This window comes from uncultured Roseobacter sp. (genome assembly GCF_947501835.1).
GTDB lineage: Bacteria > Pseudomonadota > Alphaproteobacteria > Rhodobacterales > Rhodobacteraceae > Roseobacter.
Map to the genome: position 1 here is coordinate 414,420 of NZ_CANMXR010000004.1, position 24,075 is coordinate 438,494.

At 60.8% G+C, this 24,075-nt stretch carries 21 protein-coding genes; 9 read left to right on the plus strand and 12 right to left on the minus strand.

The genetic code is table 11. The features are described 5' to 3' along the window. Nucleotides 1-131: 131 nt before the first annotated feature. The 5 genes from uvrC to Q1A20_RS11030 all read left to right on the plus strand — a co-directional run bounded on the left by uvrC (nucleotide 132) and on the right by Q1A20_RS11030 (nucleotide 4,046). Nucleotides 132-2,009, plus strand: coding sequence for an excinuclease ABC subunit UvrC (gene uvrC / locus Q1A20_RS11010; protein ID WP_299916952.1), 1,878 nt, complete (start codon nucleotides 132-134; stop codon nucleotides 2,007-2,009). Between the two features lie 137 nt (nucleotides 2,010-2,146). Continuing rightward, the gene (gene pgsA, locus Q1A20_RS11015; protein ID WP_299407584.1) at nucleotides 2,147-2,812 is read left to right on the plus strand and encodes a CDP-diacylglycerol--glycerol-3-phosphate 3-phosphatidyltransferase; all 666 of its coding nucleotides are present in this window, start codon (nucleotides 2,147-2,149) and stop codon (nucleotides 2,810-2,812) included. Beyond that, nucleotides 2,812-3,057, plus strand: a complete 246-nt coding sequence (gene moaD, locus Q1A20_RS11020) for a molybdopterin converting factor subunit 1 (protein ID WP_299407586.1) — start codon at nucleotides 2,812-2,814, stop codon at nucleotides 3,055-3,057. The genes pgsA and moaD overlap by 1 nt, the downstream gene beginning before the upstream one ends. A gap of 3 nt (nucleotides 3,058-3,060) precedes the next feature. Continuing rightward, on the plus strand, nucleotides 3,061-3,504 hold the full coding sequence (locus tag Q1A20_RS11025; protein ID WP_299407588.1) for a molybdenum cofactor biosynthesis protein MoaE: 444 nt from the start codon (nucleotides 3,061-3,063) through the stop codon (nucleotides 3,502-3,504). 95 nt (nucleotides 3,505-3,599) lie between these two features. Further along, nucleotides 3,600-4,046: a universal stress protein gene (locus Q1A20_RS11030; RefSeq protein WP_298973403.1), complete on the plus strand. Its 447-nt coding sequence runs from the start codon at nucleotides 3,600-3,602 to the stop codon at nucleotides 4,044-4,046. Here Q1A20_RS11030 and Q1A20_RS11035 read toward each other — a convergent pair whose 3' ends face one another. The 3 genes from Q1A20_RS11035 to ubiA are packed head-to-tail and all read right to left on the minus strand — an operon-like array spanning nucleotide 4,047 to nucleotide 7,302. Beyond that, entirely contained in the window at nucleotides 4,047-4,373 is a 327-nt protein-coding gene (locus Q1A20_RS11035; protein WP_298973405.1) for a hypothetical protein, read from the minus strand. Then, nucleotides 4,366-6,279 carry an OmpA family protein gene (locus Q1A20_RS11040; protein ID WP_299916953.1) on the minus strand — a complete coding sequence of 638 codons (1,914 nt, stop codon included), beginning with the start codon at nucleotides 6,277-6,279 and terminating at the stop codon, nucleotides 4,366-4,368. Before Q1A20_RS11040 ends, Q1A20_RS11035 begins: the two co-directional genes overlap by 8 nt. 60 nt (nucleotides 6,280-6,339) lie before the next feature. Beyond that, nucleotides 6,340-7,302: a 4-hydroxybenzoate octaprenyltransferase gene (gene ubiA / locus Q1A20_RS11045; RefSeq protein ID WP_299407592.1), complete on the minus strand. Its 963-nt coding sequence runs from the start codon at nucleotides 7,300-7,302 to the stop codon at nucleotides 6,340-6,342. 24 nt (nucleotides 7,303-7,326) lie between these two features. Between ubiA and Q1A20_RS11050 the strand changes: the two genes are divergently transcribed. The 3 genes from Q1A20_RS11050 to Q1A20_RS11060 all read left to right on the plus strand — a co-directional run bounded on the left by Q1A20_RS11050 (nucleotide 7,327) and on the right by Q1A20_RS11060 (nucleotide 10,002). Next, nucleotides 7,327-8,046, plus strand: a complete 720-nt coding sequence (locus tag Q1A20_RS11050) for a 16S rRNA (uracil(1498)-N(3))-methyltransferase (RefSeq protein WP_299407712.1) — start codon at nucleotides 7,327-7,329, stop codon at nucleotides 8,044-8,046. Continuing rightward, nucleotides 8,037-8,564 (plus strand): hypothetical protein, encoded by a 528-nt coding sequence (locus Q1A20_RS11055; RefSeq protein WP_299407715.1) that lies wholly within the window; start codon nucleotides 8,037-8,039, stop codon nucleotides 8,562-8,564. The genes Q1A20_RS11050 and Q1A20_RS11055 overlap by 10 nt, the downstream gene beginning before the upstream one ends. A 67-nt stretch (nucleotides 8,565-8,631) precedes the next feature. Continuing rightward, nucleotides 8,632-10,002, plus strand: coding sequence for a glutamate--cysteine ligase (locus Q1A20_RS11060; protein WP_299407595.1), 1,371 nt, complete (start codon nucleotides 8,632-8,634; stop codon nucleotides 10,000-10,002). 52 nt (nucleotides 10,003-10,054) lie between these two features. Here Q1A20_RS11060 and Q1A20_RS11065 read toward each other — a convergent pair whose 3' ends face one another. From Q1A20_RS11065 to xdhA, 8 genes are all read right to left on the minus strand, one after another. Continuing rightward, complete coding sequence (locus Q1A20_RS11065; RefSeq protein ID WP_299916954.1) at nucleotides 10,055-10,519, minus strand: cupin domain-containing protein; 465 nt, start codon at nucleotides 10,517-10,519, stop codon at nucleotides 10,055-10,057. A gap of 195 nt (nucleotides 10,520-10,714) precedes the next feature. After that, nucleotides 10,715-11,794, minus strand: coding sequence for a BMP family ABC transporter substrate-binding protein (locus tag Q1A20_RS11070; RefSeq protein WP_298973423.1), 1,080 nt, complete (start codon nucleotides 11,792-11,794; stop codon nucleotides 10,715-10,717). 52 nt (nucleotides 11,795-11,846) lie between these two features. Continuing rightward, entirely contained in the window at nucleotides 11,847-12,767 is a 921-nt protein-coding gene (locus tag Q1A20_RS11075) for an ABC transporter permease (RefSeq protein ID WP_299916955.1), read from the minus strand. Then, a complete protein-coding gene (locus tag Q1A20_RS11080; protein ID WP_299739676.1) occupies nucleotides 12,767-13,849 on the minus strand; it encodes an ABC transporter permease in 1,083 nt (360 codons plus the stop codon). Before Q1A20_RS11080 ends, Q1A20_RS11075 begins: the two co-directional genes overlap by 1 nt. Before the next feature lie 72 nt (nucleotides 13,850-13,921). Then, complete coding sequence (locus Q1A20_RS11085) at nucleotides 13,922-15,436, minus strand: ABC transporter ATP-binding protein (RefSeq protein ID WP_299916956.1); 1,515 nt, start codon at nucleotides 15,434-15,436, stop codon at nucleotides 13,922-13,924. Beyond that, entirely contained in the window at nucleotides 15,433-16,368 is a 936-nt protein-coding gene (xdhC, locus tag Q1A20_RS11090) for a xanthine dehydrogenase accessory protein XdhC (protein WP_299739680.1), read from the minus strand. Before xdhC ends, Q1A20_RS11085 begins: the two co-directional genes overlap by 4 nt. Further along, entirely contained in the window at nucleotides 16,368-18,671 is a 2,304-nt protein-coding gene (gene xdhB / locus Q1A20_RS11095; protein ID WP_299916957.1) for a xanthine dehydrogenase molybdopterin binding subunit, read from the minus strand. The genes xdhC and xdhB overlap by 1 nt, the downstream gene beginning before the upstream one ends. Then, entirely contained in the window at nucleotides 18,668-20,041 is a 1,374-nt protein-coding gene (gene xdhA, locus Q1A20_RS11100; RefSeq protein ID WP_299407610.1) for a xanthine dehydrogenase small subunit, read from the minus strand. Before xdhA ends, xdhB begins: the two co-directional genes overlap by 4 nt. 221 nt (nucleotides 20,042-20,262) lie before the next feature. Here xdhA and dnaE point away from each other — a divergent pair, with 221 nt between their 5' ends. Then, on the plus strand, nucleotides 20,263-23,763 hold the full coding sequence (gene dnaE, locus Q1A20_RS11105) for a DNA polymerase III subunit alpha (RefSeq protein ID WP_299916958.1): 3,501 nt from the start codon (nucleotides 20,263-20,265) through the stop codon (nucleotides 23,761-23,763). Here the strand turns inward: dnaE and Q1A20_RS11110 are convergent. After that, nucleotides 23,760-23,954 carry a SlyX family protein gene (locus tag Q1A20_RS11110; protein WP_298973443.1) on the minus strand — a complete coding sequence of 65 codons (195 nt, stop codon included), beginning with the start codon at nucleotides 23,952-23,954 and terminating at the stop codon, nucleotides 23,760-23,762. The genes dnaE and Q1A20_RS11110 overlap by 4 nt on opposite strands. Between the last annotated feature and the right edge of the window lie 121 nt (nucleotides 23,955-24,075).

The following is a 24,075-nucleotide window of genomic DNA, read 5'->3' on the forward strand; positions in this document are numbered from 1 at the left end:
CAAATTAAAACGAAAATTTCCAAATGGCGGGAAGTTATCGTCAGAGTTATCCACACGAATAGTGGACAGCTTATCGCTTGCAGTTGGCTGCGCTAAAGTGCAGCGAAAGCCCAGAATCACCACAGGTTTACATGACAGAGTCGCGTGACACACAGCCCAAGGATGTGCCGACCGGCCATGAGGTAATTCAGGGTTATCTCAAGACCCTCGATACCTCGCCGGGTGTCTACCGCATGCTAGATGCTGAAAGCCGCGTCTTATACGTCGGCAAGGCGCGCAATCTGCGCGCGCGGGTCAGCAATTATGCGCGTCCCGCAGGCCATTCTGGTCGCATCGCGCGGATGATCGCCAATACCGCATCGATGATGTTTCTGACCACGCGCACGGAAACCGAAGCCCTGCTGCTGGAGCAGAACCTGATCAAGCAGCTCAAGCCGAAGTTCAACGTGCTGCTGCGCGACGACAAGAGCTTTCCCAGCATCCTGGTCACGGCGGATCACGATTTCCCTCAGATTAAAAAGCACCGCGGGGCCAAGAAGCAGAAAGGTAGCTACTACGGACCGTTCGCCTCCGCCGGAGCGGTGAACCGGACGCTCAACCAATTGCAGCGGGTGTTCTTGCTGCGCGATTGTTCCAACGCGATGTTTGAGAGCCGGACACGGCCCTGTTTGCAATATCAGATCAAACGATGCTCCGCGCCCTGTGTGGGCAAGATCACCCCGAAAGACTATCAACAGACCGTGCGCGATGCGGAAAAGTTTCTGACTGGCAAGACCACGGATATTCAGGCGCGGTTGGCCGCTGAGATGGGGGCGGCATCGGAGGCTATGGCGTTCGAACGGGCGGCGGCCCTGCGCGATCGGATCAAGGCACTGACGCAGGTGCAGACGGCGCAGGGCATCAACCCCAAGGGCGTCACCGAGGCGGATATCATCGCCCTGCATATGGATGGGGGACAGGCCTGCGTGCAGGTGTTTTTCATTCGCGCCAATCAGAATTGGGGGAACCGGGACTATTATCCGCGGGTCGGTGCGGATGTCGATGCGGCCGAAGCGCTGGAGGCATTCATCGGTCAGTTTTACGACACGAAGGAGCCGCCGCGGCAATTGATCCTGAGCAATGATATTGAAAACCCGGATCTGATGGCCGAAGCCCTGAGCGGCAAACTGGGGCGCAAAGTCGAGCTGGTGGTGCCCAAGCGGGGCGAAAAAGCGGAACTCATCGACGGCGCCTTGCGCAACGCACGCGAATCCCTTGCGCGCAAGATGGCGGAGACCGCAACGCAGGCGCGCCTGATGAAAGGCATTGCTGATGCCTTTGACCTCAGCGCGCCGCCGGAGCGGATCGAAGTCTATGACAACTCGCACATCCAGGGCGCATTCGCGGTCGGCGCGATGATTGTGGCGGGACCCGAGGGGTTCATGAAGAACCAGTATCGCAAGTTCAATATCCGCGGCGACGATCTGACGCCGGGGGATGACTTCGGTATGATGAAAGAGGTGCTGACACGGCGGTTCAAACGCCTGATCAAGGAAGACCCGGATCGCAAGGAGGGGCACTGGCCAGATCTGCTGTTGATCGATGGGGGCGCAGGTCAGGTAAGCGCGGTGCGCGCAATCATGCGGGAATACGGGGTCGAAGACATTCCGATGGTGGGTGTGGCAAAGGGGATCGACCGGGATGCGGGCAAAGAGGAATTCTACCGGACCGGCAAGCCAGCCTTTGCCCTGCGCCACAATGATCCGGTGCTTTATTTCGTGCAGCGCCTGCGGGACGAGGCGCATCGGTTTGCGATTGGCACCCATCGCGCCAAACGGTCAAAAGCGGTTGGGGCAACACCGCTTGATGATGTGCCGGGCGTGGGGGCGGCGCGCAAACGCGCGCTCCTCGCGCATTTTGGATCTGCCAAGGCAGTGGCACGGGCCAACCTGAGCGACCTGAAAGCGGTGGAAGGGGTGTCCGGGGCGCTCGCGGAAAAAATATACGACTTTTTTCATGAGCGCGGTTGATCCGAAGGCCGCGTGTGCCACGCGACACGATGTTTGATTTTGGCGCAGGCTGGAACGGCGCGGGTCCTGTCGCAGAATTGCGCCGGGCTGTGCCGTTGTCGCTTTCACCCCCATTTGCGGCACTGTAAGGTGGGCGCATGACTTTGACGTTGCCCAACCTGCTGACCATCATCCGCCTGATTGCAGCCCCTATGGTTGCGGTCATGTTTTTATATTTCACAAGACCTTATGCGGATTGGTTTGCGCTGGTGCTTTTCGTCTCAGCCGCGATCACCGACTGGTTTGACGGCTATCTTGCGCGGGCCTGGAAACAGGAGACAAAACTCGGCGCGATGCTGGATCCGATTGCGGATAAGGCGATGGTGGTGATCGCGTTGATGGTCATTATCGGGTTTTCCAGTTGGTCACCCTGGCTGGTGCTGCCCGCGACGGTGATCCTCTTTCGTGAGGTCTTTGTCTCGGGATTGCGTGAATTCTTGGGCGACACAGCAGGCACGCTGAAGGTCACCAAACTGGCGAAGTGGAAAACCACCTGCCAGATGGTTGCCATTGCCGTGCTGTTTTCACACGGTGTTTTCGAGCATTATCTGGGGATGTCGGCCTACGGCATGGATCAGACCATGGTGAACGCGATTTTCGCGGGCACGGAGCCGGACCTGCAAGGTCTGCGCTGGAAACATGCTGCGATGGAATGGGCGGGCAGTTCTGGCCTGGTGCTCTTGTGGGTCGCCGCGACGTTGACGCTGATTACGGGCTTGGATTACTTTGCGAAGTCACTGCCTTATCTGAAGGATGATCGTTGATGGATGTACTGTATTTTGCCTGGGTGCGCGAACGCATCGGGCTGCCCCGCGAGAAGCTGGACACCTCGGCGCAAACCGTCTCTGATCTGGTGGATGAACTGGTTGCGCGGGAGGATCGCTATGCGATGGCCTTTGCGGATCGGTCCGCCTTGCGCGTGGCACTTGATCAGGAATTGAGCGATTTTGACGCCAAGTTGGACGGTGTGCGAGAGGTTGCGTTTTTCCCGCCGATGACAGGGGGCTAAGGCATGCGCGTTTCGGTTCAGGAAGCGCCATTTGATCCGGGGCAGGAGGTCAACGCCTTTGCAAAGGGTCGCAAGGACGTCGGCGCCGTGGTCAGCTTCACCGGGGTGGTGCGTGATACCGGGGACGAAGCCCTGCACGCCATGGAGATCGAGCACTATCCGGGCATGACCGAAGCGGCATTGACCGACATTGCCAAAGAGGCGCTGGCGCGCTGGTCTTTGGGAGATGCGCTGGTGATCCACAGATACGGGCGGCTGGTGCCGGGTGAGATGATCATGATGGTCGCAACCGCCGCCCGGCACCGAAAGGACGCCTTTGAAGCTGCGGAATTCCTGATGGACTACCTGAAATCCCGTGCGCCTTTTTGGAAACGGGAGGTGACCGAAAAAGGCGCCTCCTGGGTCGCGGCACGTGACGAGGATGAGGACGCGCTGAGCCGCTGGTGACAGGCGCCAACCCGGCCTATTGACGTGTATCAAGGCGGTGATCGGGCGCGATTGCTACTCTGAAGTCATCAAATGACAACAGAGGAGACAGTTGAATGTTCAAGACAATTACAGTCGGTTTCGATGGATCTGGTCCGTCGGAAAATGCACTGCGCCTGGCGTGTGATCTTGCCGCAAATTACGATTCCGAAATCCATATTGTGCACACGCCAAAGCCTGAAACGGTGGCTTTCGCGATGGGGGCCGTGGCGGGGTATCACGTGGCGACAACCATGCCGTCGCACGAAGAAGTGGCTGAAAGTGCACAGAAACTGCTGGATCAGGCCAAGAAAATCACCGCTGAGGCCGGCCAGACGAAGGTCACCACCGAAGTTGGCGAAGGCGACCCCGCGCAATCCCTCTTGGATCACGCAAATAAGGCGGGGTCAGACCTGATCGTGACCGGGCGGCGGGGCTTGGGCAATCTGACTGCGATGGTTTTGGGCAGCACATCCCAACGTGTCGGCCATCTGGCGCAATGCGCGCATCTTACCGTGATGTAGCTAGCCTGCGCGCTGCCGATCAATGTGCGCGCGCAGCTCTTCGGCCTCGTGGCGCGCGTCGCGCAGGCCATCCATTGCGGCCCTTAGCTCGGCCTCGGTCTGCGCCAGCTGGTTTGTCAGTTCCGCTTCGCGTTGTTGCAGGTAGGTGATCGCCTGATCCCGTGTCTCCTCGGCCTCGTGCAACTCCTGGCTCATGCGGTCCAGCTGTGCGACGTCATCTGCAGCAACGCGGGTGAACCGATGCACGATCCAGTTTGCGAACCATCCCAGACAGAAGGCGACAAACAGGATGATCGCGGTCGCAATGACAAACTCTGTCCTACTCATCGCTGTTTCCTTCCGCCTCGGCGTCCGCGCCGTCACCCTGCGTCCCTATATCACTGGATTCTGCGACGCTTTCCAGTGCTGATTCACCTTCGGGGATAGATGGTTCCGGCCGGATCAGGCGGAATTCGATGCGCCGGTTGGCTTCGCGCCCGTCTTCGCTGTCGTTTTCCGCGATAGGCCGGGCTTCGCCGTAGCCCTTCGCGACGAAGGATCCGGTCAAAACCCGCCGCGCGCGCAATTCGTTCAGCACCGATTCAGCCCGCGCCTGGCTGAGGGCAAGGTTCATCTCCTCGCGGCCCTGGCTATCCGTATGGCCTTGCACTTCGAGCCGCATGTCGCCGCACTCCTGCAACACCTCGGCGATGCTGTCCATTGTGGACAGCGCTGTGGCATCGATGGTGGCGCTTCCCGGCTCGAATACGATCTTGGCCTGCGAGATAATATCGGCAATGGCGACTTCGCATTCTTCCGGTGTTGGTATCGAGGCGACGGGATCCAGCTCTTCGACGTAGCGGATGTCGATCTCGAAGGTGCTGTCCTGACCCAGTTTACTGGCCATCAACTGGGCGACAATCGCACTGGCATTCTGATTGCCCGACTTGCCATTCAGCGTAATGGCATCCGGGGTCACGGTCACGGCGCCGTTGTTGAGGAAAGCCAGCGCCTGAATGCCTGTCAGCACGCGGGCGGACCAATCGGCGGGCAAATCAGGGACAACGCGCGCGGCGGTATAGACGTTTTCAGAACCAAACTTGGCCCGTGCAAAACTGTCCGCGACCTCGCGCATTTTTTCATCCGAAATCCGACCGCGCAATTGCACCTGACCTTCCGGGCTCAGCGTTGCAACGAATTCGGGTGGTCCAATCGCAGGATCCGGCGTTTCCGGCAGGATCGGAAAGAGCGCAAAGACATCCGGCAAACCGGTCTCCAACTCTCCGGTCACGCGGTCAAACAGGCGTTGGTCGGTGCCTTCCGCAGCCACAAGGGTTACATCCGCGTTTGAAAAGGTGATGCTGCCTGCGCCCAATTCGGCCAGCGCGGCGATGGCCCTTTCGACGGCTTCTGCCCAGTTCGCCGATGGCACGCCCATGCCGATCGTGCAGCGACCGGGGCCGGTCAATCCGGCCTCGAAGGCGGCAGTGAGAATGCGTCGCTGGCTGGCATCGGTATCCGCCGAGCAGGCATCGAAACGAGCCCCCGCCTCGTCCATGACAAAGCGCAGGGTAAAGGGCGTGATCACCGGGCGCGGTGCCGTGATGTTCAGCGAGAGGCGCAACGCTGGCGGGGCGGAGCGGATCAGGGTTTGTTCCATCTCGGCCTTGGCCTCGGCGCTGTCGGCGATGGCGGTGATTTCCACGCGCCCGGCGGTGACGGACACCTTTGCACGCGGCAAATCTTCAATCGCGCCGATGGCAAAGGCCAGCGCATCTTCCCAGCCGCTTGGGGGAGGATAGTCGGCGGTTTCCAGCAGGTCAGTGACCGGCAGGTCGCTCATCGCGCTGAAGCCTTCCACCAGCGCCTCCCGATCCGTCGCTTCGGGGATCAGGCCAATGATCGACAGCCCGGCGGTGTTGCGCAGCACTTCTGCTGAAAACCGCGGGGGGGGAATGGCCGCAACCGCCTCGACTTCCATCAGGTCAATCACGCGCGCGGCATCCACAACCGACCCCGCCACGCTCAGCGCCTGAAAGCGCAGCGCCTCGGTTGGCGCGGTTCCGGCCAGGGCGACACGCAGCCCGTCCGCCTCGACCTCGGCCCAGATCAGGCTGTTTTCATCCAGGGCGGTCCGCACGCCGATTTCGGAGGAATCCTCAATCAGTTGCACAGAGGAATTGGCTGCAACCAGAGATACCGCAGCGGCGGCAACAAAGGCAGAAGCGATCATTGTGTAGTAGGACAGGCGCATGTCACCCTGTGGCTGAAACCGAGTCCCCCACGTGATACGCCCCCTGAGGTGTGGATTCAATCACACCACAAGCGCTGCCACAAAAAAGAACAGCGGGATCATGCCTGTATCCCGGTTGGCGCGGAAAAGCTGCAGCAGTTTCGCATTGTCTTCGATGTCCAGACCGCGCAGCTGCCAGGCCATGTGCCAGCCCATGGCCCAGGGACCGGCCAGCACCAGCACCATGGCCATGACGTTCGCCTGTGGCAGCGCGGTGAAGATGACTGCAAGCCCCATCAGCCCCACAGTGGCCATCAGAAAACGCCGCAGCCACGCCGGGCTCTTGTCGCCAAAGAGGCGCGCGGTGGACTTTATGCCGATCAATGCGTCGTCTTCGGTGTCCTGATGCGCATAGATCGTGTCGTAAAACAGTGTCCACGCGATCCCCGCGAGGTAGAGGACAACCGCAGGCGCTTGCAATGCGCCGCTATGGGCGGTCCAGGCCAGCAATGCGCCCCAGTTGAAGGCCAGCCCCAGAAACACCTGCGGCCACCATGTAAATCGCTTGGCAAAAGGGTAGATCGCCACCGGCAGCAGGGCCAGAATGCCCAGGGCAATGGCGGCCAAGTTGAAAGTCAGCAGAATGCCGAAGGCCAGCAGCGATTGTAGGCACATCCAGATCACGGCCCCGCGCACGCTCACCTGACCGGAGGGGATGGGGCGTGAGCGTGTTCGGCCCACGCTGCCGTCGAAGTCGCGGTCGGTGATGTCATTCCAGGTGCATCCGGCGCCGCGCATCAGCCAGGCGCCGAACCCGCAGCCCACCGCAATCCACAGATCATGCCAGCTCGCCTGCTGGTCGTGCAGCATCGCGAGCGTCAGACCCCACCAGCAGGGCAGCAGCAGCAGCCATGTGCCAATCGGTCGGTCCGCCCGGCTGAGGCGCAGGTAAGGGCGTGTCCACGCGGGCGCCGTCGTATCGACCCAATTGTCTTTTACCGCATCTGCAACTTGACCATCTGGTGCTGCCTTGAGGTCTTGCATATGTATCTCTCCATGGACCGTAACGTGATCGCCAAAATCAGGCTTTATGTAGAGCACGCATTGGGGCAGGGGCAATCTGTTCCAGTGTCGCGGGAGCAGGCGCATTATCTCTTTGGTGTCATGCGCCTTGGCGTCGGCGCTCAGGTGCTGTTGTTTGACGGGCAGAGCGGCGAATGGCGTGCGGAGGTCGTGGAGGCCGGAAAACGCGGCGGCACATTGGTGGTTTCGGAGCAGACCAAGCCGCTGCAGATGCCCCCCGATCTGTGGCTGATCTTTGCGCCGATCAAGAAGGCACGCACTGATTTCATTGTGGAAAAATCTGTCGAAATGGGCGTGTCGCGTATTTTGCCAGTGCAGACCGACTTCACCAACGCGGGCCGCATCCAGCGGGACCGGCTGCAGGCCCATGCCGTGGAGGCTGCGGAGCAATGTGGGGGCACCTACGTGCCGGATGTGGCGGAGATGGTCCGGCTTGATCGATTGCTGGCGGATTGGGACAAATCCCGACAGATCATGTTTTGCGACGAAGCAAAGGTGGCCTCAAAGCCCACCTTACCGGCGTTGGCGAGCCCCTGGGCGGTTCTGATTGGGCCCGAAGGCGGGTTTTCCCCGGCAGAGCGGGATCGGCTGCAGCGCCTGGCTCATGCTCATCCCATCTCGTTAGGGCCGAGGATTCTCCGCGCCGATACGGCGGCGGTGGCGGCGCTGACACTCTGGCAACATCAGTTGGGGGACTGGCAGTGATACGCCCGGAGGCCAAAGCGCAGCTTTTGCGCTGGCGCGAAGCTTTGGCGGGGATGTGCCTTGCCGCGCTTGGGGCGTGGTGGCTCCTTGGGCCCGGTCGATTGTTAACGCTGCCCGCCATTGGCCTGCTCGTTGCGGGGCTGGGGCTGATTTGGGTGGGCGTCCAGCGCGCACGGTTCAGAAGCAGCGGCGATGGGCCCGGATCGGTCCGTGTGGATGAGGGGCAGATCACCTATTTCGGTCCGCTCACAGGCGGCGCTGTTGCCTTGCGAGAGATGTCACAGCTCACGCTCGACAAGGCGCTTTACCCGGCCCACTGGCGTTTGCAGCAGCCCGGTCAGCCGGAATTGTTGATCCCGGTAACGGCAGAAGGGGCCGACGCCCTTTTTGATGCCTTTGCGACGCTTGCGGGCTTGCGCACGGAACGGATGCTGCACGCGTTGCACGAGGAGGGCAAACACCAGATCGTGATCTGGCAGCGCGCCTCCGCGAAAAATGCACACCTTTCTCTGCATTGACACCCTGGAAAAATCATCCCATCCCTGACGGTTCAAACGCATCAGTTGAACGAACGGAGCCTCCGATATGTCCATTCCTCAGTCCGGCGGCGGCCCGATCACATCCCATGACCAGCTGGCGCAATATCTCGCCGACGGATGCAAGCCAAAAGACCAATGGCGCATCGGCACCGAGCACGAGAAATTCGGATATTGCAAAGACACCCTGAAACCGCTGCCCTATGAGGGGGAGCGCTCCATCCGGGTGATGCTCGAAGGGCTGCGGGACATGCACGGCTGGGCGCCGGTGACCGAGGGCGGGCTGCTGATCGGGCTGGAAAAGGATGGTGCCAACATCAGCCTGGAACCGGGCGGGCAACTGGAACTCAGCGGTGGGCCGCTGGAGACGATCCACGAGACCTGCGACGAGGTGAACACCCATCTGCGCGAAGTTCAGGACGTGGCTGACAAGATCGGTGCGGGGTTCATTGGGCTGGGGGCCGCGCCGATCTGGACCCATGACGACATGGATCTGATGCCCAAGGGCCGCTACAAGCTGATGAACGAATACATGACCAAAGTGGGCACGATGGGCCGGGTCATGATGCGCCGCACCTGCACGGTTCAGGTCAACCTCGACTTCGCCTCCGAGGCGGATATGGTCAAGAAGATGCGTGTGGCGCTCGCCCTTCAACCTATTGCCACCGCGCTTTTTGCAAATTCTCCCTTCTTCGAGGGCAAGGTGAATGGTCACAAATCCTGGCGGTCCCGCGTCTGGCGCGATCTTGATGCCGCCCGCACGGGCACGTTGCCCTTCGTGTTCGAAGACGGCATGGGGTTCGAGGCCTGGGTCCAATACGCGCTGGATGTGCCGATGTATTTTGTCTATCGCGATGGCAAATACATTGACGCGCTGGGCATGTCTTTCCGCGATTTTCTCAAGGGCCAGTTGCCCGCATTGCCCGGCGAGATCCCGACGCTTTCGGACTGGGCGGACCATCTCACCACCGCTTTCCCCGAGGCGCGCACCAAGAAATACATTGAAATGCGCGGGGCCGATGGTGGTCCGTGGCGCAGGCTCTGTGCGCTGCCCGCGTTCTGGGTGGGCATGATGTATGACGAAACCGCGCTTGATGCCGCCTGGGACATCGCCAAGAGCTGGGATGCTGAGACCCGCGAAGGGCTGCGTGTGGCGGCTTCCGTGGACGGGCTGCAAGCGGAAGTGAATGGCATCAAAATGCACGATATCGCGCGGGAGGCCGTGGCGATCAGTCACGCAGGCCTCAAGGCGCGCGCCCGTCCCGGCGCGGGCGGCATGGTGCCCGACGAGACGCATTTCCTGAACGCGCTGCATGAGAGCATCGAGACGGGTAAAGCGCCCGCAGATGAGTTGCTCGACCACTACCACGGCGACTGGAACGGTGATCTCACACGGATCTACGCGGAATACTCGTATTGATGTCTTGCAGGCGACCTGTGACCACCTGTAGCAACGCTGACCTTGCTGCTGTCTAGAATTTACCGACAAGCGGCGATCCGTCAGTCCGCGTGAAGGTTGACCCGTGTTTATCATGCCGTTTGATCACATCATGATCAGGATAGTGGACCGCGCCTGCTTCGGCCCGCGTGCCCAGAACCAGCATCACCGCGTCGCTTGTCGAACGGTTTTCCAGACAATGGGCTGTCGGTTCCCCGGCCTTCCACCCCGCAGCGTCCCCGGCGTTGAGGGCGGTTTCCTCATCTTCAATCAGCACGAGTTCTCCTGATATCAAATAGATCAACTCGTCTTCGGTCTCGTGCCAATGGCGATGCGACGATCGCGAACCGGGAGGAAGCCGCTCCAGCCGCACGCCGACCTGGGTTAATCCCACAGCATCGCCCAGATGAATTTCTGCATAAGGGCCATCATCCTGTCCGGAGGTCGGGTTTGGCGCGCCGTCGTGCTCGGACCATTCACGGCCAGTGATCTTCGGCATGGCGTCATTTGCTCCACATGTGATTTGTGAACATAGCCTACCAAACACCGCCTGCGCGGTCACCAAGGCACAGAACGGATCGGCGCCTGCCCGCAGAGATATTGGGGCGATGGCAGAATTGTCGAAACTGTTCGCAGGAACGAAAAAGCCCCGGAAGGTACTCCGGGGCTTTCCTATTCTCGCAATGGTGGCGGTCTACTGCGGGATTTCGCCCGTCAGACCTTCGACGTAGAAGTTCATGCCCGCGAGGGTGCCGTCATCGGCCACCTCACCATCCGCCAGCCAGTCGCTGCCGTCCTGCTTTTTCAGTGGGCCGGTGAAGGGATGATAGGAGCCATCGGCAATCGCGGCCTTCATCGCCAGCGCTTCCTCTTTCACATCCGCTGGCACCGCGTCGGAAATCTCGCCGATGGCTACCATGCCAGCGCCGATGCCGTCCCAGGTGTCGGTGCTTTCCCAGGTGCCGTCGATCACCGCCTGCGTGCGCGCGATGTAGTAGGGCGCCCAGTCATCGATGATCGAGGAGACGCGCGGGAAGGGCGCGTATTGGCCCATGTCGGAGGCCTGACCGAATGTCACCACATTGCCCGCTTCTTGAGCGGCAGCCTGTGGCGCGGTGGAATCGGTGTGCTGCAACACCACGTCGGCACCTTGTTCGATCAACGCGCGGGCCGCATCGGCCTCTTTTGCCGGATCGAACCAGGTATAAGCCCAGATGATCTTGAACTCGACATCCGGGTTGACTTTGGCCGCGTGGATATAGGCGGCGTTGATCCCCCGGATCACTTCCGGGATCGGGTAGGAGGCGATGTAGCCGATGATGTTCGACTTGGTCATCTTGCCCGCGATGTGGCCCTGAATGGCGCGGCCCTCGTAGAAACGTGCCGAATAGGTCGAGACATTGTCAGAGCGTTTGTACCCCGTGGCATGTTCGAATTTCACATCCGGGAATTTCGCGGCGATGTTGATCGTCGGATCCATGTAGCCAAAGGAGGTGGTGAAGATCAGATCGGCACCGTCCAACGCCATCTGCGTCATCACGCGCTCGCTGTCCGGGCCTTCGGCGACATTCTCGACGTAGACGGTTTCGACCGCATCGCCCAGGGCTTCTTCAACCGCCAGACGGCCCTTGTTGTGTTCATATGTCCAGCCACCGTCGCCGATCGGACCGACAAAGACAAAGCCGACTTTGGTCTTCTCATGGCCATCCGCATAGGCGCCAGCGGCCAAGCCGAGTGCCACCGCGGCACTGGCCAGAAGGGTTTTGATTTTCATTTCAGGTCTTCCCCATGTTGAACCGCCCCTTATCCGAGGCGTTGATTGGCCCCTAGTGAGAGGCGTGGAACGTTCGGCCCAAAGAGCCGGGTGCAGCACTCTTGTCTGCAGATAAGACGACGAGCACAATGATCGTTATGACGTACGGCGACATTGCCAGATATTCCACCGGAATGGCAACGCCAGCGCCTTGCAGATTCAGTTGCAATTGTGTGATCCCGCCAAAAAGATAGGCACCCAGCAGCACGCGCCAGGGCTTCCAACTGGCGAAAACCACCAGGGCGAGAGCAATCCAGCCGACACCTGCGGTCATCCCTTCGGTCCATTGCGGGACGCGAATGAGGCTGATGTAGGCGCCGCCCATGCCCGCGCAGGCCCCACCAAACATGATCGCTAGCGTCCGGATGCGCACAACCTTGTATCCCAGCGCATGGGCCGCATCGTGATTTTCACCAACCGCGCGCAGGACCAGACCGGCGCGGGTGAATTTCAGAACGGCCCAGACCATGGCGACTAGCAGCAGGCCGAAATACAAAATGGGATCATGCGAAAACAGGATTGGGCCGATCACGGGAATATCCGCCAGGGGACCGAAATTGAAATCGGCCATGCGCGGGGGTTTGATCCCCACATACCCCTGGCCCAGAAGGGCGGACAGTCCCAGCCCAAAAAGAGTGAGCGCAAGCCCTGACGCGACCTGATTGGCCAGCGTGATCTGCGTGAGAAAGGCGAAAAGCAGGCTCAGCACGGCACCGCCCAGAGCGGCAGCGATAAAGCCCGTGAGCGGCGAGCCGGTTTCCACCGCAATCGCAAAGCCGCAAATGGCGCCGAGGATCATCATCCCCTCGACCCCAAGGTTCAGCACGCCCGCGCGTTCCACCACCAATTCACCGGTTGCCGCCAGCAGAATGGGCGTGGCCGCGCTCATCAAAGCAGCGACCAGCAGGATCGGGTTGATCACGGACAAATCCATTACGCTGCCTCCGTCCGACCGAACTGCAGCCGGTAGTTGGTGAAAAGATCGAGCGCCAGAAGGAAAAACAACAGCATCCCCTGAAATACCTGAATGGCGGCGGCGGGCAGGCCAAGCTGGCTCTGCGCGATATCGCCGCCAATGTAGGTCAGCGCCATCAGCAATCCGGCCAGCACGATGCCAATGGGGTGCAACCGGCCCAGAAAGGCCACGATGATCGCGGTAAAACCATATCCGACATTAAAATCGATGCTGACCTGACCCGCCGGCCCTGAAACCTCAAACAGCCCGGCAAGACCCGCAAGCATGCCCGATGTGCCCAGACAAAAGAGCAGCAAACGGCTGGGGTTCACACCGGAAAACCGCGCAGCGCGCGGGGCTTCGCCGGTGACGCGAACCGCGAACCCAAGTCGGTGCCGCGCCAGGAGGACATAGGCAAAGATCACGGCGATCAGGGCGGCCACCACCCCCCAATGCATGCCCGATCCGGCGATGATCTCGGCATTATGCGCGGACGCATATTGTTGCAGGTTGCGACTGCCGGGAAACCCAAAACCTTCGGGGTTTTTCAATAACCCCAATGACATGGAGGCCAGAAACTGCTCCGCCACATAGACCAGCATCAGGGAGACCAGGATTTCGTTGGTCCCGAATTTAACCTTGAGAAGCGCCGGGATCATCGCCCAGGCCCACCCGCCAAAGGCACCTGCCAGAACCATCGCAGGAAAGATCAGCACGCTTTCCGTTGGATAAAACGCCAGCCCCATGCCCGCCCCGAAAAGCGCGCCCATGATATATTGTCCTTCGGCCCCGATGTTCCAGATGCCCGCTTTGAATCCAAGGCTCAGCCCAATTGCGATCAACACCAGCGGCGCGCCTTTGATCAGCAATTGGGGGCGGTAATAAAACGCAAACTCACCAAACAGCGGTTCCCAGAAAATCGTCATGATCGACTGCACCGGGTCCTTGCCGAGGGCGGCAAACAACAGCCCGCCAAACAGAAATGTCGCCAAAACCGCCAATATAGGGGTGACATACGCAAAAAACCGGCTCGGCTGTGGCCGCTTCTCCAACCGGATCATGAGATCGGCCCGCGTTTCTTCTGGCCGGAAATATCCTTGCCGAAGGCAAGAAAACTCTTTTGGTGCAACAGGCTACACATGCGCCACCTCCATCCCATGCGCGCCCCCCATCAGCAGGCCAATCTCTTCCACCGTGAGCCCATCCGTGCTGCGAGGTTCTGACAACCGCCCTTCGTTGAGCGCAGCAAAGCGGTCGGAGATTTCCATCAACTCGTCGAGATCCTGACTGATCACGATCACCGCGGCCCCATCGGTCGCCAGATCCAGCAGTGCCTGACGAATGGCCGCAGCAGCAGACGCATCCACCCCCCAGGTCGGTTGGTTGACCACCAGCACCTCCGGGCGCTGCAACACTTCCCGCCCGATCACGAATTTCTGCAGGTTACCGCCGGACAGCGAACGCGCTGCATTCCCCGCGCCGGGCGTGCGCACATCGAAGGTTTCGATGATCCTATCGGCAAACCCGCGCGCAGCGGGCCAATTGAGAAACCCTTTCTTTTCAAGCCCCTCTCGCGCGACACCGGTCAGCATTGCGTTTTCGGTCAACGACATGTCAGGGGCCGCAGCGTGTCCCAACCGCTCTTCTGGCGCAGCCAGCAGACCGGCAATCCGGCGCGCATTGGGACCCAAAGAGCCAATGTCCACGCCCTTCAGATGAACCATGCCTTCAGGCGCGCGCATTTCGCCCGAAAGAGCGGCAAGCAATTCATCCTGACCATTGCCCGCAACCCCGCCGATGCCCAGCACCTCGCCCTTGCGCAGAGACACGGAGATATCGCGCAACGGCATCCCGAAGGCCGAGGGTGAGGGCTGGGACAACCCGCGCAATTCCAGCAGTGTGTCGCCCAGAGTGACGCTTGGACGGGTAGGCGTGCTCAGCACCTTGCCCACCATCATCTCGGCCATTTCCCGTGCCGTCGTGTCGCGCGGAATACATTCCCCAACAACCTTGCCCAACCGCAGAATGGTCGCGGCATCGCAGAGCGCACGAATTTCCTCAAGCTTATGAGAAATATACAGAATTGCGGTGCCCTCTGCGCTGAGCTTGCGCAGTGTTTCAAACAGAATGTCCACCTCCTGCGGGGTCAGAACGGAGGTTGGTTCATCCATGATCAACAGCTTGGGATCCTGCAGAAGACACCGAATGATCTCGACCCGCTGGCGCTCACCCGCGGACAGATCGCCGACGATCCGGTCGGGCGCAAGCGGCAGCCCGTAAGTGTCGGACACCTTTCTGATCTGTTCGGAGAGGGCGCGCAGTTTTGGCGCATTCTCCATGCCCAAGGCGATGTTTTCCGCAACACTCAGGGCGTCAAAGAGCGAAAAATGCTGAAATACCATGCCGACGCCGGCAGCGCGCGCGGCGCGGGGCTCGAGCGGTGCATAGGGCGCGCCGTGCATCTGCATCGTCCCCTGGTCCGGTTTCACCAACCCGTAGATCATTTTCACCAGGGTCGATTTCCCCGCGCCATTTTCACCCAGCAGGGCGTGGACTTCCCCCGGTGCAATCGAGAGCGACACGGTGTCATTGGCCACGACGCCTGGGTAGGCTTTGGTCAGCCCCTCCAGAGCCAGTAGGGCAGTCATGCGCGCGTCTCCCATGCGGTGGCGTTTGCTTGCCGGGCCGCTATTAGCTCGGAGGCGACGCCAATGGCAATCACATGCGGATGCTTGCCCAACGTCGGTCGTCCAATCGGGCAGGTGATCCGGGCGATCTGGTCAGGCCCATGCCCCAGGCCGCGCAGTCGATTGCGAAACCGTGCCCACTTCGTCGCAGACCCTATCAAGCCTGCAAAGGCGAACCCATGCCCCAGTAGCCGGTGGCACAGTTCCAGATCCAACGCATGTGAAAACGTGACAATCAAATGCTCCGCGTCATGTGGTGCGTATGGTATCAGATCTGCGGGCTTCTGGGCGCAAAGCTGCGTCACGCCATCGGGCATGTCGGCTGGAAACCGTTCGGCTTGCGTGTCCACCCAGGTGATCTGAACATCCGGAAGCGGGTGCAAAACAGCAATCAATGCCCGGCCCACATGCCCCGCCCCCCAAATCCAGATCGCGCGCGTGGGCTGGCTGACGGGTTCCACCATCCAACCATCGCGATATGCCGGTACTGGTCGCTGGCCACTGTTGCGCAACTGGCTGCGTGCCCGTGTGACGCTGAGCGGTTCCGGCCCTTTGCCGCGGGCGATCATGTCCTGCGGCAGCGCCTGCGCGCGCGTCAAATCGTAATATTCCGTCAGCATTTCCACCGCACCTCCGCAACACTGACCCATGTCGGGGCCAAGTGCGTGGCGCGTTACGCTATCCGCGCCGGTTTCCAGCTGCTGGCGTGCCGTCTGCGTCAAGGCGTGCTCCAATGCACCCCCACCCACTGTGCCCGATTGTCCGTCGCGCCACACCAGCATGGACGCCCCCACTTCGCGCGGCGCGGAGCCTTTGACGCTGGCGACCACCACACGCGCCACCCTGCCATGCGCCCGACAGGCCTCGATCAATGTAGCGCGGTCAAAAGACATCAGATGTCCCCCCGTGCCCGCTCAACGCCGGTCAGAACAGCCTCAGCGGTGGCGGGTGTCTGCAGATCGGCATAATGTGGACCACAGGATTGCACCGCATCGCATAGGGCCGAATAGGCGGAGATGCCCAGCATCAACGGCGGCTCGCCCACCGCCTTGGATCGGTAAACGGTTTCCTCGCGATTTTCGCCGTCCCAGAGCGCGACGTTGAAAATATCAGGGCGATCAGAACAGGCCGGGATCTTGTAGGTCGAGGGCGCATGCGTGCGCAAACGCCCGGCGTCGTCCCAGACAAGTTCTTCGGTTGTGAGCCAGCCTGCGCCCTGCACATACCCGCCTTCAATCTGGCCAATATCAATGCTGGGGTTCAACGATGCGCCCGCGTCATGCAGGATATCGGCGCGCAGGATCCGGTTTTCCCCCGTGAGCGTGTCGACCACCACTTCGGTGACCGCCGCGCCATAGGCGAAGTAGAAAAACGGCCGACCTTCTCCCTTGATCCGGTCCCATTCCAGCTTGGGGGTCTTGTAAAATCCGGTCGCCGACAGGCTGACACGCGCGAAATAAGCCATCCGGGCCACCTCGGCGAAACTGTAGGTGGCCCCCGCCACCAGCACCTCACCGTCCACGAACCGGACCTCCATGGCCTCGCACTGATGCCGTTCAGCCAGCAGATCGGCCATACGCGCGCGGATCGTGTCGCAGGCGGCCTGCACTGCCATGCCATTGAGATCGCTGCCGGAAGAGGCCGCCGTGGCGGAGGTGTTGGGCACCTTACCTGTATCCGTCGCCGTGATTTTCACCTGCCCCACATCGACACCAAATCTCGCGGCGGCGACCTGGGCAACCTTCTGAAACAGACCTTGCCCCATCTCGGTGCCACCGTGGTTCAGATGGATGGAGCCGTCCTGATAGACATGCACCAGCGCACCCGCCTGATTGAGATGCGTCAGCGTAAAGGAGATGCCGAATTTCACGGGCGTCAGCGCGATGCCTTTTTTCAACACGGGGTTTTGCGCGTTCCAGTCCAAGGCCGATGCGCGCCGCGCCGCGTAGTCGCTGCTGTCAACAAGGCGTTCGATCATCTCGGGCAGGACGAAATCCGCGACCTCCTGACCGTAAGGCGTGGTGTTGCGTTTCTTCTGGCCGGAAATATCCTCGCCGAAGGCATAGAAGTTTTTCTGCCGTACCGCCAAGGGATCCAACCCCAGATGTGTGGCGATATGGTCCATGACCCGCTCGATCCCCAACATTCCCTGCGGCCCGCCAAACCCGCGAAAGGCCGTTGCACTTTGAGTGTTGGTTTTCAGCCGGTGACTGGTGATGCGCACGGCGGGCAGGAAATAGGCATTGTCGGCGTGCAGCATGGCACGGTCCGCCACTGGCAGCGACAGATCCTGCGCCCAGCCGCACCGTGCATAATGGGTGAAATCAATGCCTTCGATCCTGCCATCGGCATCAAAGCCCACGGTGTAGTCGATGCGAAAATCATGGCGCTTGCCTGTGATGATCATGTCGTCATCCCGATCATATCGCATCCGGCAGGGGCGTCCCGTTTGCGCGGCCACCACGGCGCAGGCCACGGCCAGCGCATTGCCCTGACTTTCCTTGCCGCCAAACCCACCGCCCATGCGCCGGGTTTCCACGCGGACGGCGTGCATGGGTTTGCCCAGGGCCTCTGCCACCTTGTGCTGGATTTCCGTGGGGTGCTGGGTGGAGCTCATCACCACCATATCACCCCCCTCCTGGGGCAGCGCGAGCGCGGCCTGGCCTTCGAGGTAGAAATGCTCCTGTCCGCCCGCATGCAACCGGCCTGTGATGCGGTGGGATGCTTGCGGCAAGGCCGCCTCGACATCGCCGCGGGTGTAGACACGGGGGCCGTCCTCAAAACGGCTGTTCTGCGCCATCGCATCGTCAATGGTCAGGATCGCGGGTGTCTCGGTGATGTCGATCTGCCCCAGCCGCGCGGCCTGTCTTGCGGCCAGATGCGAGCGCGCGGCCACCACAAAGAGCGGCTGCCCCACGTAGTGCACGCGGTCCGTGGCCAGCAGCGGTTCATCATGGTTCGACGGCGATACGTCATTGTCAAACGGCAGGTCCGACGCGGTCAAAACGGCAACCACACCGGGGGCATCGCGCACCGCAGTCAGATCCATCCCCTTCAACTGTCCCGCTGCCACCTGCGACATGCCAAACGCCAGATGCAACGCGTCTTTCGGCACAGGGATATCGTCGATGTAACGTGCAGCCCCCGTTACGTGCAAAGCGGCGGCGTCATGGGGCAGGGACTTGGCCACGCTCATGGCATCACCTCAAGCGCATTTGCCGCAACGCCCTGATCTTCATGCCAATATCTCAGCAGCATGTTCTGCGCGGTTTTCATCCGGTAGGTCGCGCTGGCGCGCATGTCTGACAGGGGCTCGAAATCCGATGCCATGGCCCGCATCGCGGCGCGCACGGTCGCCTCAGACCAGGGCGCGCCGATCAGAGCCGCCTCGGCACCAGCTGCCCGTTTCGGGATGCCGGCCATGCCACCAAATGCAATACGGGCCGCAGTGACGCGCCCGTTTTCTGTGGTGATCGAAAAGCATCCGCAAACGGCGGAGATGTCCTGATCATAGCGTTTCGACAGCTTGTAGCACTTCAGGCGGCCCGGGCCGCGCGGGATTGTGATGGCTTCGACGAATTCACCAGGTCGGCGATCCTGCTTGCCATAATCAATAAAGAAGTCTTCGAGCGGCATATCCCGCCGCTCACTTCCCAACCGCAAGTGCACGCGCGCGGCCAGCGCGATCAGCGCCGGGGGGCCGTCACCAATCGGCGAGCCATTGGCTATATTCCCGCCGATGGTGGCGGCATTGCGCACCTGAACCGACCCGTAGCGCCGGATCAACTCGGCGAATGAGGGGTGATGCCGGGCAATGGCATCTTCCAGTTCAGTCAACGTTGTCATCGCGCCGATGCGGATGGCGTCGTCTGTCTGCGCGATGCCGCGCAGGTCGGCACATCCGTTCAAAAACGCCACAGGGCTCAGCGGACGGAATTCTTTTGTCACCCAAAGACCGACATCCGTTGCACCGGCGATCAGGGTGGCATCGGGATGGACCTGATACCAGGTGGCCAGATCATCGCTGGTTTCAGGTTGGAAGAGGGCATCGCTACCTTTGTTTTTAGATTTTGCGACCGGCACATCCCGCATATGATCAGGGACGGGTGCTGCCTCTGCCGCCTCCGCGGCGCGCACAATCGGGGCATATCCGGTGCAGCGGCACAGGTTGCCTGCAAGCTGCGTGTCATGATCCTTGCGATGGTTCAAATGGGCCGTGGCCATGGAGACCACAAATCCCGGGGTGCAAAATCCGCATTGGCTGCCGTGATGGTCAATCATCGCCTGCTGCACCGGATGCAGCGCGCCATCTGGTGCGGCGATCCCCTCGATGGTGCGCACCGCTTTGCCGTTCAACTGCGGCAGGAACAAGATACAGGCATTGAATGTCCGGGCACCGTGCGCATCCGTGATCATGACCGAACACGCCCCGCAATCACCCTCATTGCAGCCCTCTTTGGTGCCTGTCAGTCCGCGGGCCTCTCTGAGCCAGTCCAGCAAGGTGGTGGTCGGCGCCACATCTCGCAGCACCACTGTTTCTCCGTTCAGGCGAAACGTTATCTCCATTCGGTCAGATCCGCCGCGGTACCAGGGGCTCTTGATGCCCGTCGTTCGATGCGGCGTAGAACGACAGACGAGTAGGACGATCCAGAGGCTAAGCGGGTGCGCAGTTGATTTGCAAGGGAAAAGGCGTCCGCCCGGCGCGCGCAGCAGGCTCAATGTCTAAAATTACGCGTGGCCCATTCTTGGTACTGGCGGGTCGGACATGGCTGATCTAGGTTTGACGCATGAGCACATCCCCCCGATTCATTCACCTGCGCAGCCACTCGGAATATTCCCTGCTGGAAGGGGCGCTGCGCCTGAAGAAACTGCCCGGATTATGCGCCGATGCGCAGATGCCGGCGCTGGCGCTGACCGACACCAACAACATGTTCGCAGCTCTGGAGTTTTCAGTTGCGATGTCCGGCGCCGGGCTGCAGCCCATCCTCGGCTGCCAGGTAGATGTTGCTTATGTCGAGACCCGCCCGGGTGAGAAGCCCCGCGCGCCTGCCGCACTGGTGTTGCTGGCACAGTCAGAGGCCGGGTACGAAAATCTGATGAAGCTCAACTCCTGTCTCTACATCGACAAGGGCGGGGCCTTGCCGCAGGTTTCGCTGGATGAATTGCAGGCCCATGCGGCGGATGTGATCTGCCTGACCGGTGGGCCGGAGGGGCCCGTGGGCAAGTTGCTGCAGGCCGGGCAACGCCCCGCGGCACAGGATCTGATGGACCGGTTGAAATCCGTCTTTGCCGACAGGCTCTATGTTGAATTGCAGCGTCACCCGAACGAGGGGGGCCAGCCGGAAGCGGAGCGTTTGACGGAGCGCGGGTTTGTCGAGATGGCCTATGCGATGGATGTGCCGCTTGTGGCGACAAATGATGTCTATTTCCCCAAATCGGACATGTATGAGGCACATGACGCGCTGATCTGTATTGCCGAAGGCGCCTATGTCGATCAGCAGGATGCGCGCCGCCGTCTGACCGCCCAGCACTATTTCAAATCACAGACCGAAATGGTGACACTTTTTGCCGATCTGCCTGAAGCGATCGAGAACACGGTTGAAATCGCAAAGCGTTGCGCGTTTCAGGCCTATCGGCGCGATCCGATCCTGCCGAAATTCGCGGATAATGAGATTGAGGAGCTGCGCCAGCAATCCCATGCGGGCCTCAGGGACCGGCTGGCGGTCATCCCGCATGCGGCCAGCGTTGAGGAGTATGAAAAGCGGCTCGATTTCGAGCTTGGGATCATCGAGGGGATGGGGTTCCCCGGATACTTCCTGATCGTTGCGGATTTCATCAAATGGGCCAAAGACAATGACATCCCCGTGGGGCCGGGGCGGGGCTCGGGTGCGGGTTCGCTGGTGGCCTATGCGCTGACCATCACGGACCTCGATCCGCTGCGCTACAACCTGCTGTTTGAGCGGTTTCTGAATCCCGAACGGGTATCCATGCCCGACTTCGATATCGACTTCTGTATGGATCGGCGTGAAGAGGTCATTCGGTATGTTCAAGACAAGTATGGCCGTGATAAGGTTGGGCAAATCATCACTTTTGGTGCGCTTTTGTCAAAGGCTGCGGTGCGCGATATTGGCCGCGTACTGCAAATGCCCTATGGTCAGGTGGACCGATTGTCCAAAATGATCCCGGTGGAGGGCGTCAAACCTGTATCCATCGAAAAGGCGCTGGCCGACGAGCCCCGCCTGCGTGAAGAGGCGCGCAACGAAGAGGTTGTTGCGCGGCTTCTGGAATATGGTCAACAGGTCGAGGGGTTGCTTCGGAACGCTTCGACCCATGCGGCGGGTGTGGTGATCGGGGACAGGCCGCTGGACGCGCTTGTCCCGCTCTATCAGGACCCGCGTTCGGACATGCCTGCGACCCAGTTCAACATGAAATGGGTGGAGCAGGCCGGGCTGGTCAAATTCGACTTTCTGGGCCTGAAAACGCTGACCGTGATCCAGAATGCGTTGGATCAGATCAAGGCCTCGGGCCGGCATTTGCACATCGCTGCAGATGGGACGGAGCTCTTTGAGCCGCCCGAAGGGTTGGAAGACGATATTGGCACCATCCCGCTGGATGATGAAGCCTCTTTCAAGCTCTATGCCTCCGCCAAGACGGTTGCAGTATTTCAGGTGGAAAGCTCGGGCATGATGGATGCGCTCAAGCGCATGAAACCCACCTGCATCGAGGACATCGTGGCGCTTGTGGCGCTCTACCGGCCTGGCCCGATGGAAAACATCCCGACCTATTGCGAGGTCAAGAACGGGTTGAAGGAGCGCACCTCCATCCATCCGCTGATCGACGACATTCTCGAAGAAACGCAAGGGATTATCGTTTATCAGGAACAGGTGATGCAGATCGCGCAGGTTATGGCGGGCTACAGCCTGGGCGGCGCGGATCTGCTGCGCCGCGCGATGGGCAAGAAGATTGCGGAGGAGATGGCCAAGGAGCGCCCGAAATTCGAAAAGGGCGCACAGGAAAACGGGGTGGACAAGAAAAAGGCCACCGAAGTGTTCGACCTTCTGGAGAAATTCGCCAACTACGGTTTCAACAAGTCCCACGCCGCGGCCTATGCGGTCGTCAGCTACCAGACGGCCTGGCTCAAAGCGAACCACCCGGTGGAATTCATGGCCGGGGTGATGAACTGCGATATCCACCTCACGGATAAGCTCGCGGTTTATTTTGAGGAGGTGCGCAAGCGGTTGGAGCTGCCTTGGGTGCCGCCCTGCGTGAACCGGTCGGATGCCACGTTCAAAGTGGTCGATGGCGCGCTGGTCTATGCATTGGGCGCGCTCAAGAACGTCGGTGTTGAGGCGATGAAACTGATCACGGACGGCAGGGGGGATAAACCCTTTACCACGCTCTTTGATCTCGCCCGCCGGGTGGATTTGAAGCGCGTTGGCAAACGTCCGCTGGAGATGCTAGCGCGGTCCGGCGCTTTCGATCAGTTGGATCCCAACCGCCGCCGTGTGTTCGGCGCGCTTGATCCGCTGGTCGGATATTCTGCGGCCATTCACGAGCAGAAAGCCTCCAACCAGGTGTCGCTTTTCGGCGAGGCAGGCGATGACCTGCCCGAACCGCGGCTGCACCCCGTGGACGATTGGTTGCCCGCCGAGCGGCTGAGCGAAGAATTCAAGGCCGTGGGCTTTTACCTCTCCGGCCATCCGCTCGATGACTATATGGGGCCGCTCAAACGCAAGGGCATCCTGACGCTGGATGAGGTCATGGCCAAAGCCGAAAGCGGGCCGATGAACGCAAAACTGGCGGGTGTTGTTGCCGGGCGGCAGGAGCGCAAATCGGCGCGTGGCAACCGGTTCGCGTTTTGCCAGATGTCCGACACAACCGGTGCCTATGAGGTCACGCTCTTTTCTGAAACGCTGGAAAAATCCCGCGAGCATCTGGAAACCGGTGCCAAAGTCGTGGTGGCGGTGGAGGTGACGCTGGAGGCGGATCAGCTGAAGCTGCTGGCGCGGTCGGTGTCGCCCATTGATGCGGTGGCAGCAGATGCGGGCAGCATGGGGATCAAGGTCTTTGTCGACGCGCCGGAAGCGATTTCGGCCGTGGCCAGTGTGCTTGAAGGCGCGGCGAATGCGGTCAAAACCGCCGGGCGTGGTCCGGTTGAGTTTTGCCTGATGGACCCGACCCTACCGGGCGAGGTCGAGGTCGCACTGGGGCAGGACTTTGTGGTGAACCCACAAATCAAGGGGGCGATCAAATCCTTGACCGGTGTGCTGGAGGTGGAGGACCTCTAGTAATGCGGCGGGCGCTCATCGCCCACCACGATGCCCCCTGAGGATTGCGCCTCGCGCTCTCCTTCGCGCTGCATCAGCATGTGGACCCGGCGTGTCAGGGTCGCAATCTCCGCTTCCTGTCTGGCAACCACATCGGACAGGTCATCGACGGTCCGCGTCAAATGCGCAATCTGTTCTTCGAGCTTTTCCATGGCGATGTCCTTTTTGACGCCCTGCGCCTACCACGCGGTGTGGATGCGATAAAGAGGTCGCATCGCCGCCTTGTCTGTACCAGCCCCATCCGCTAGACCGCGCGCGAACCCAAAAGCCAAA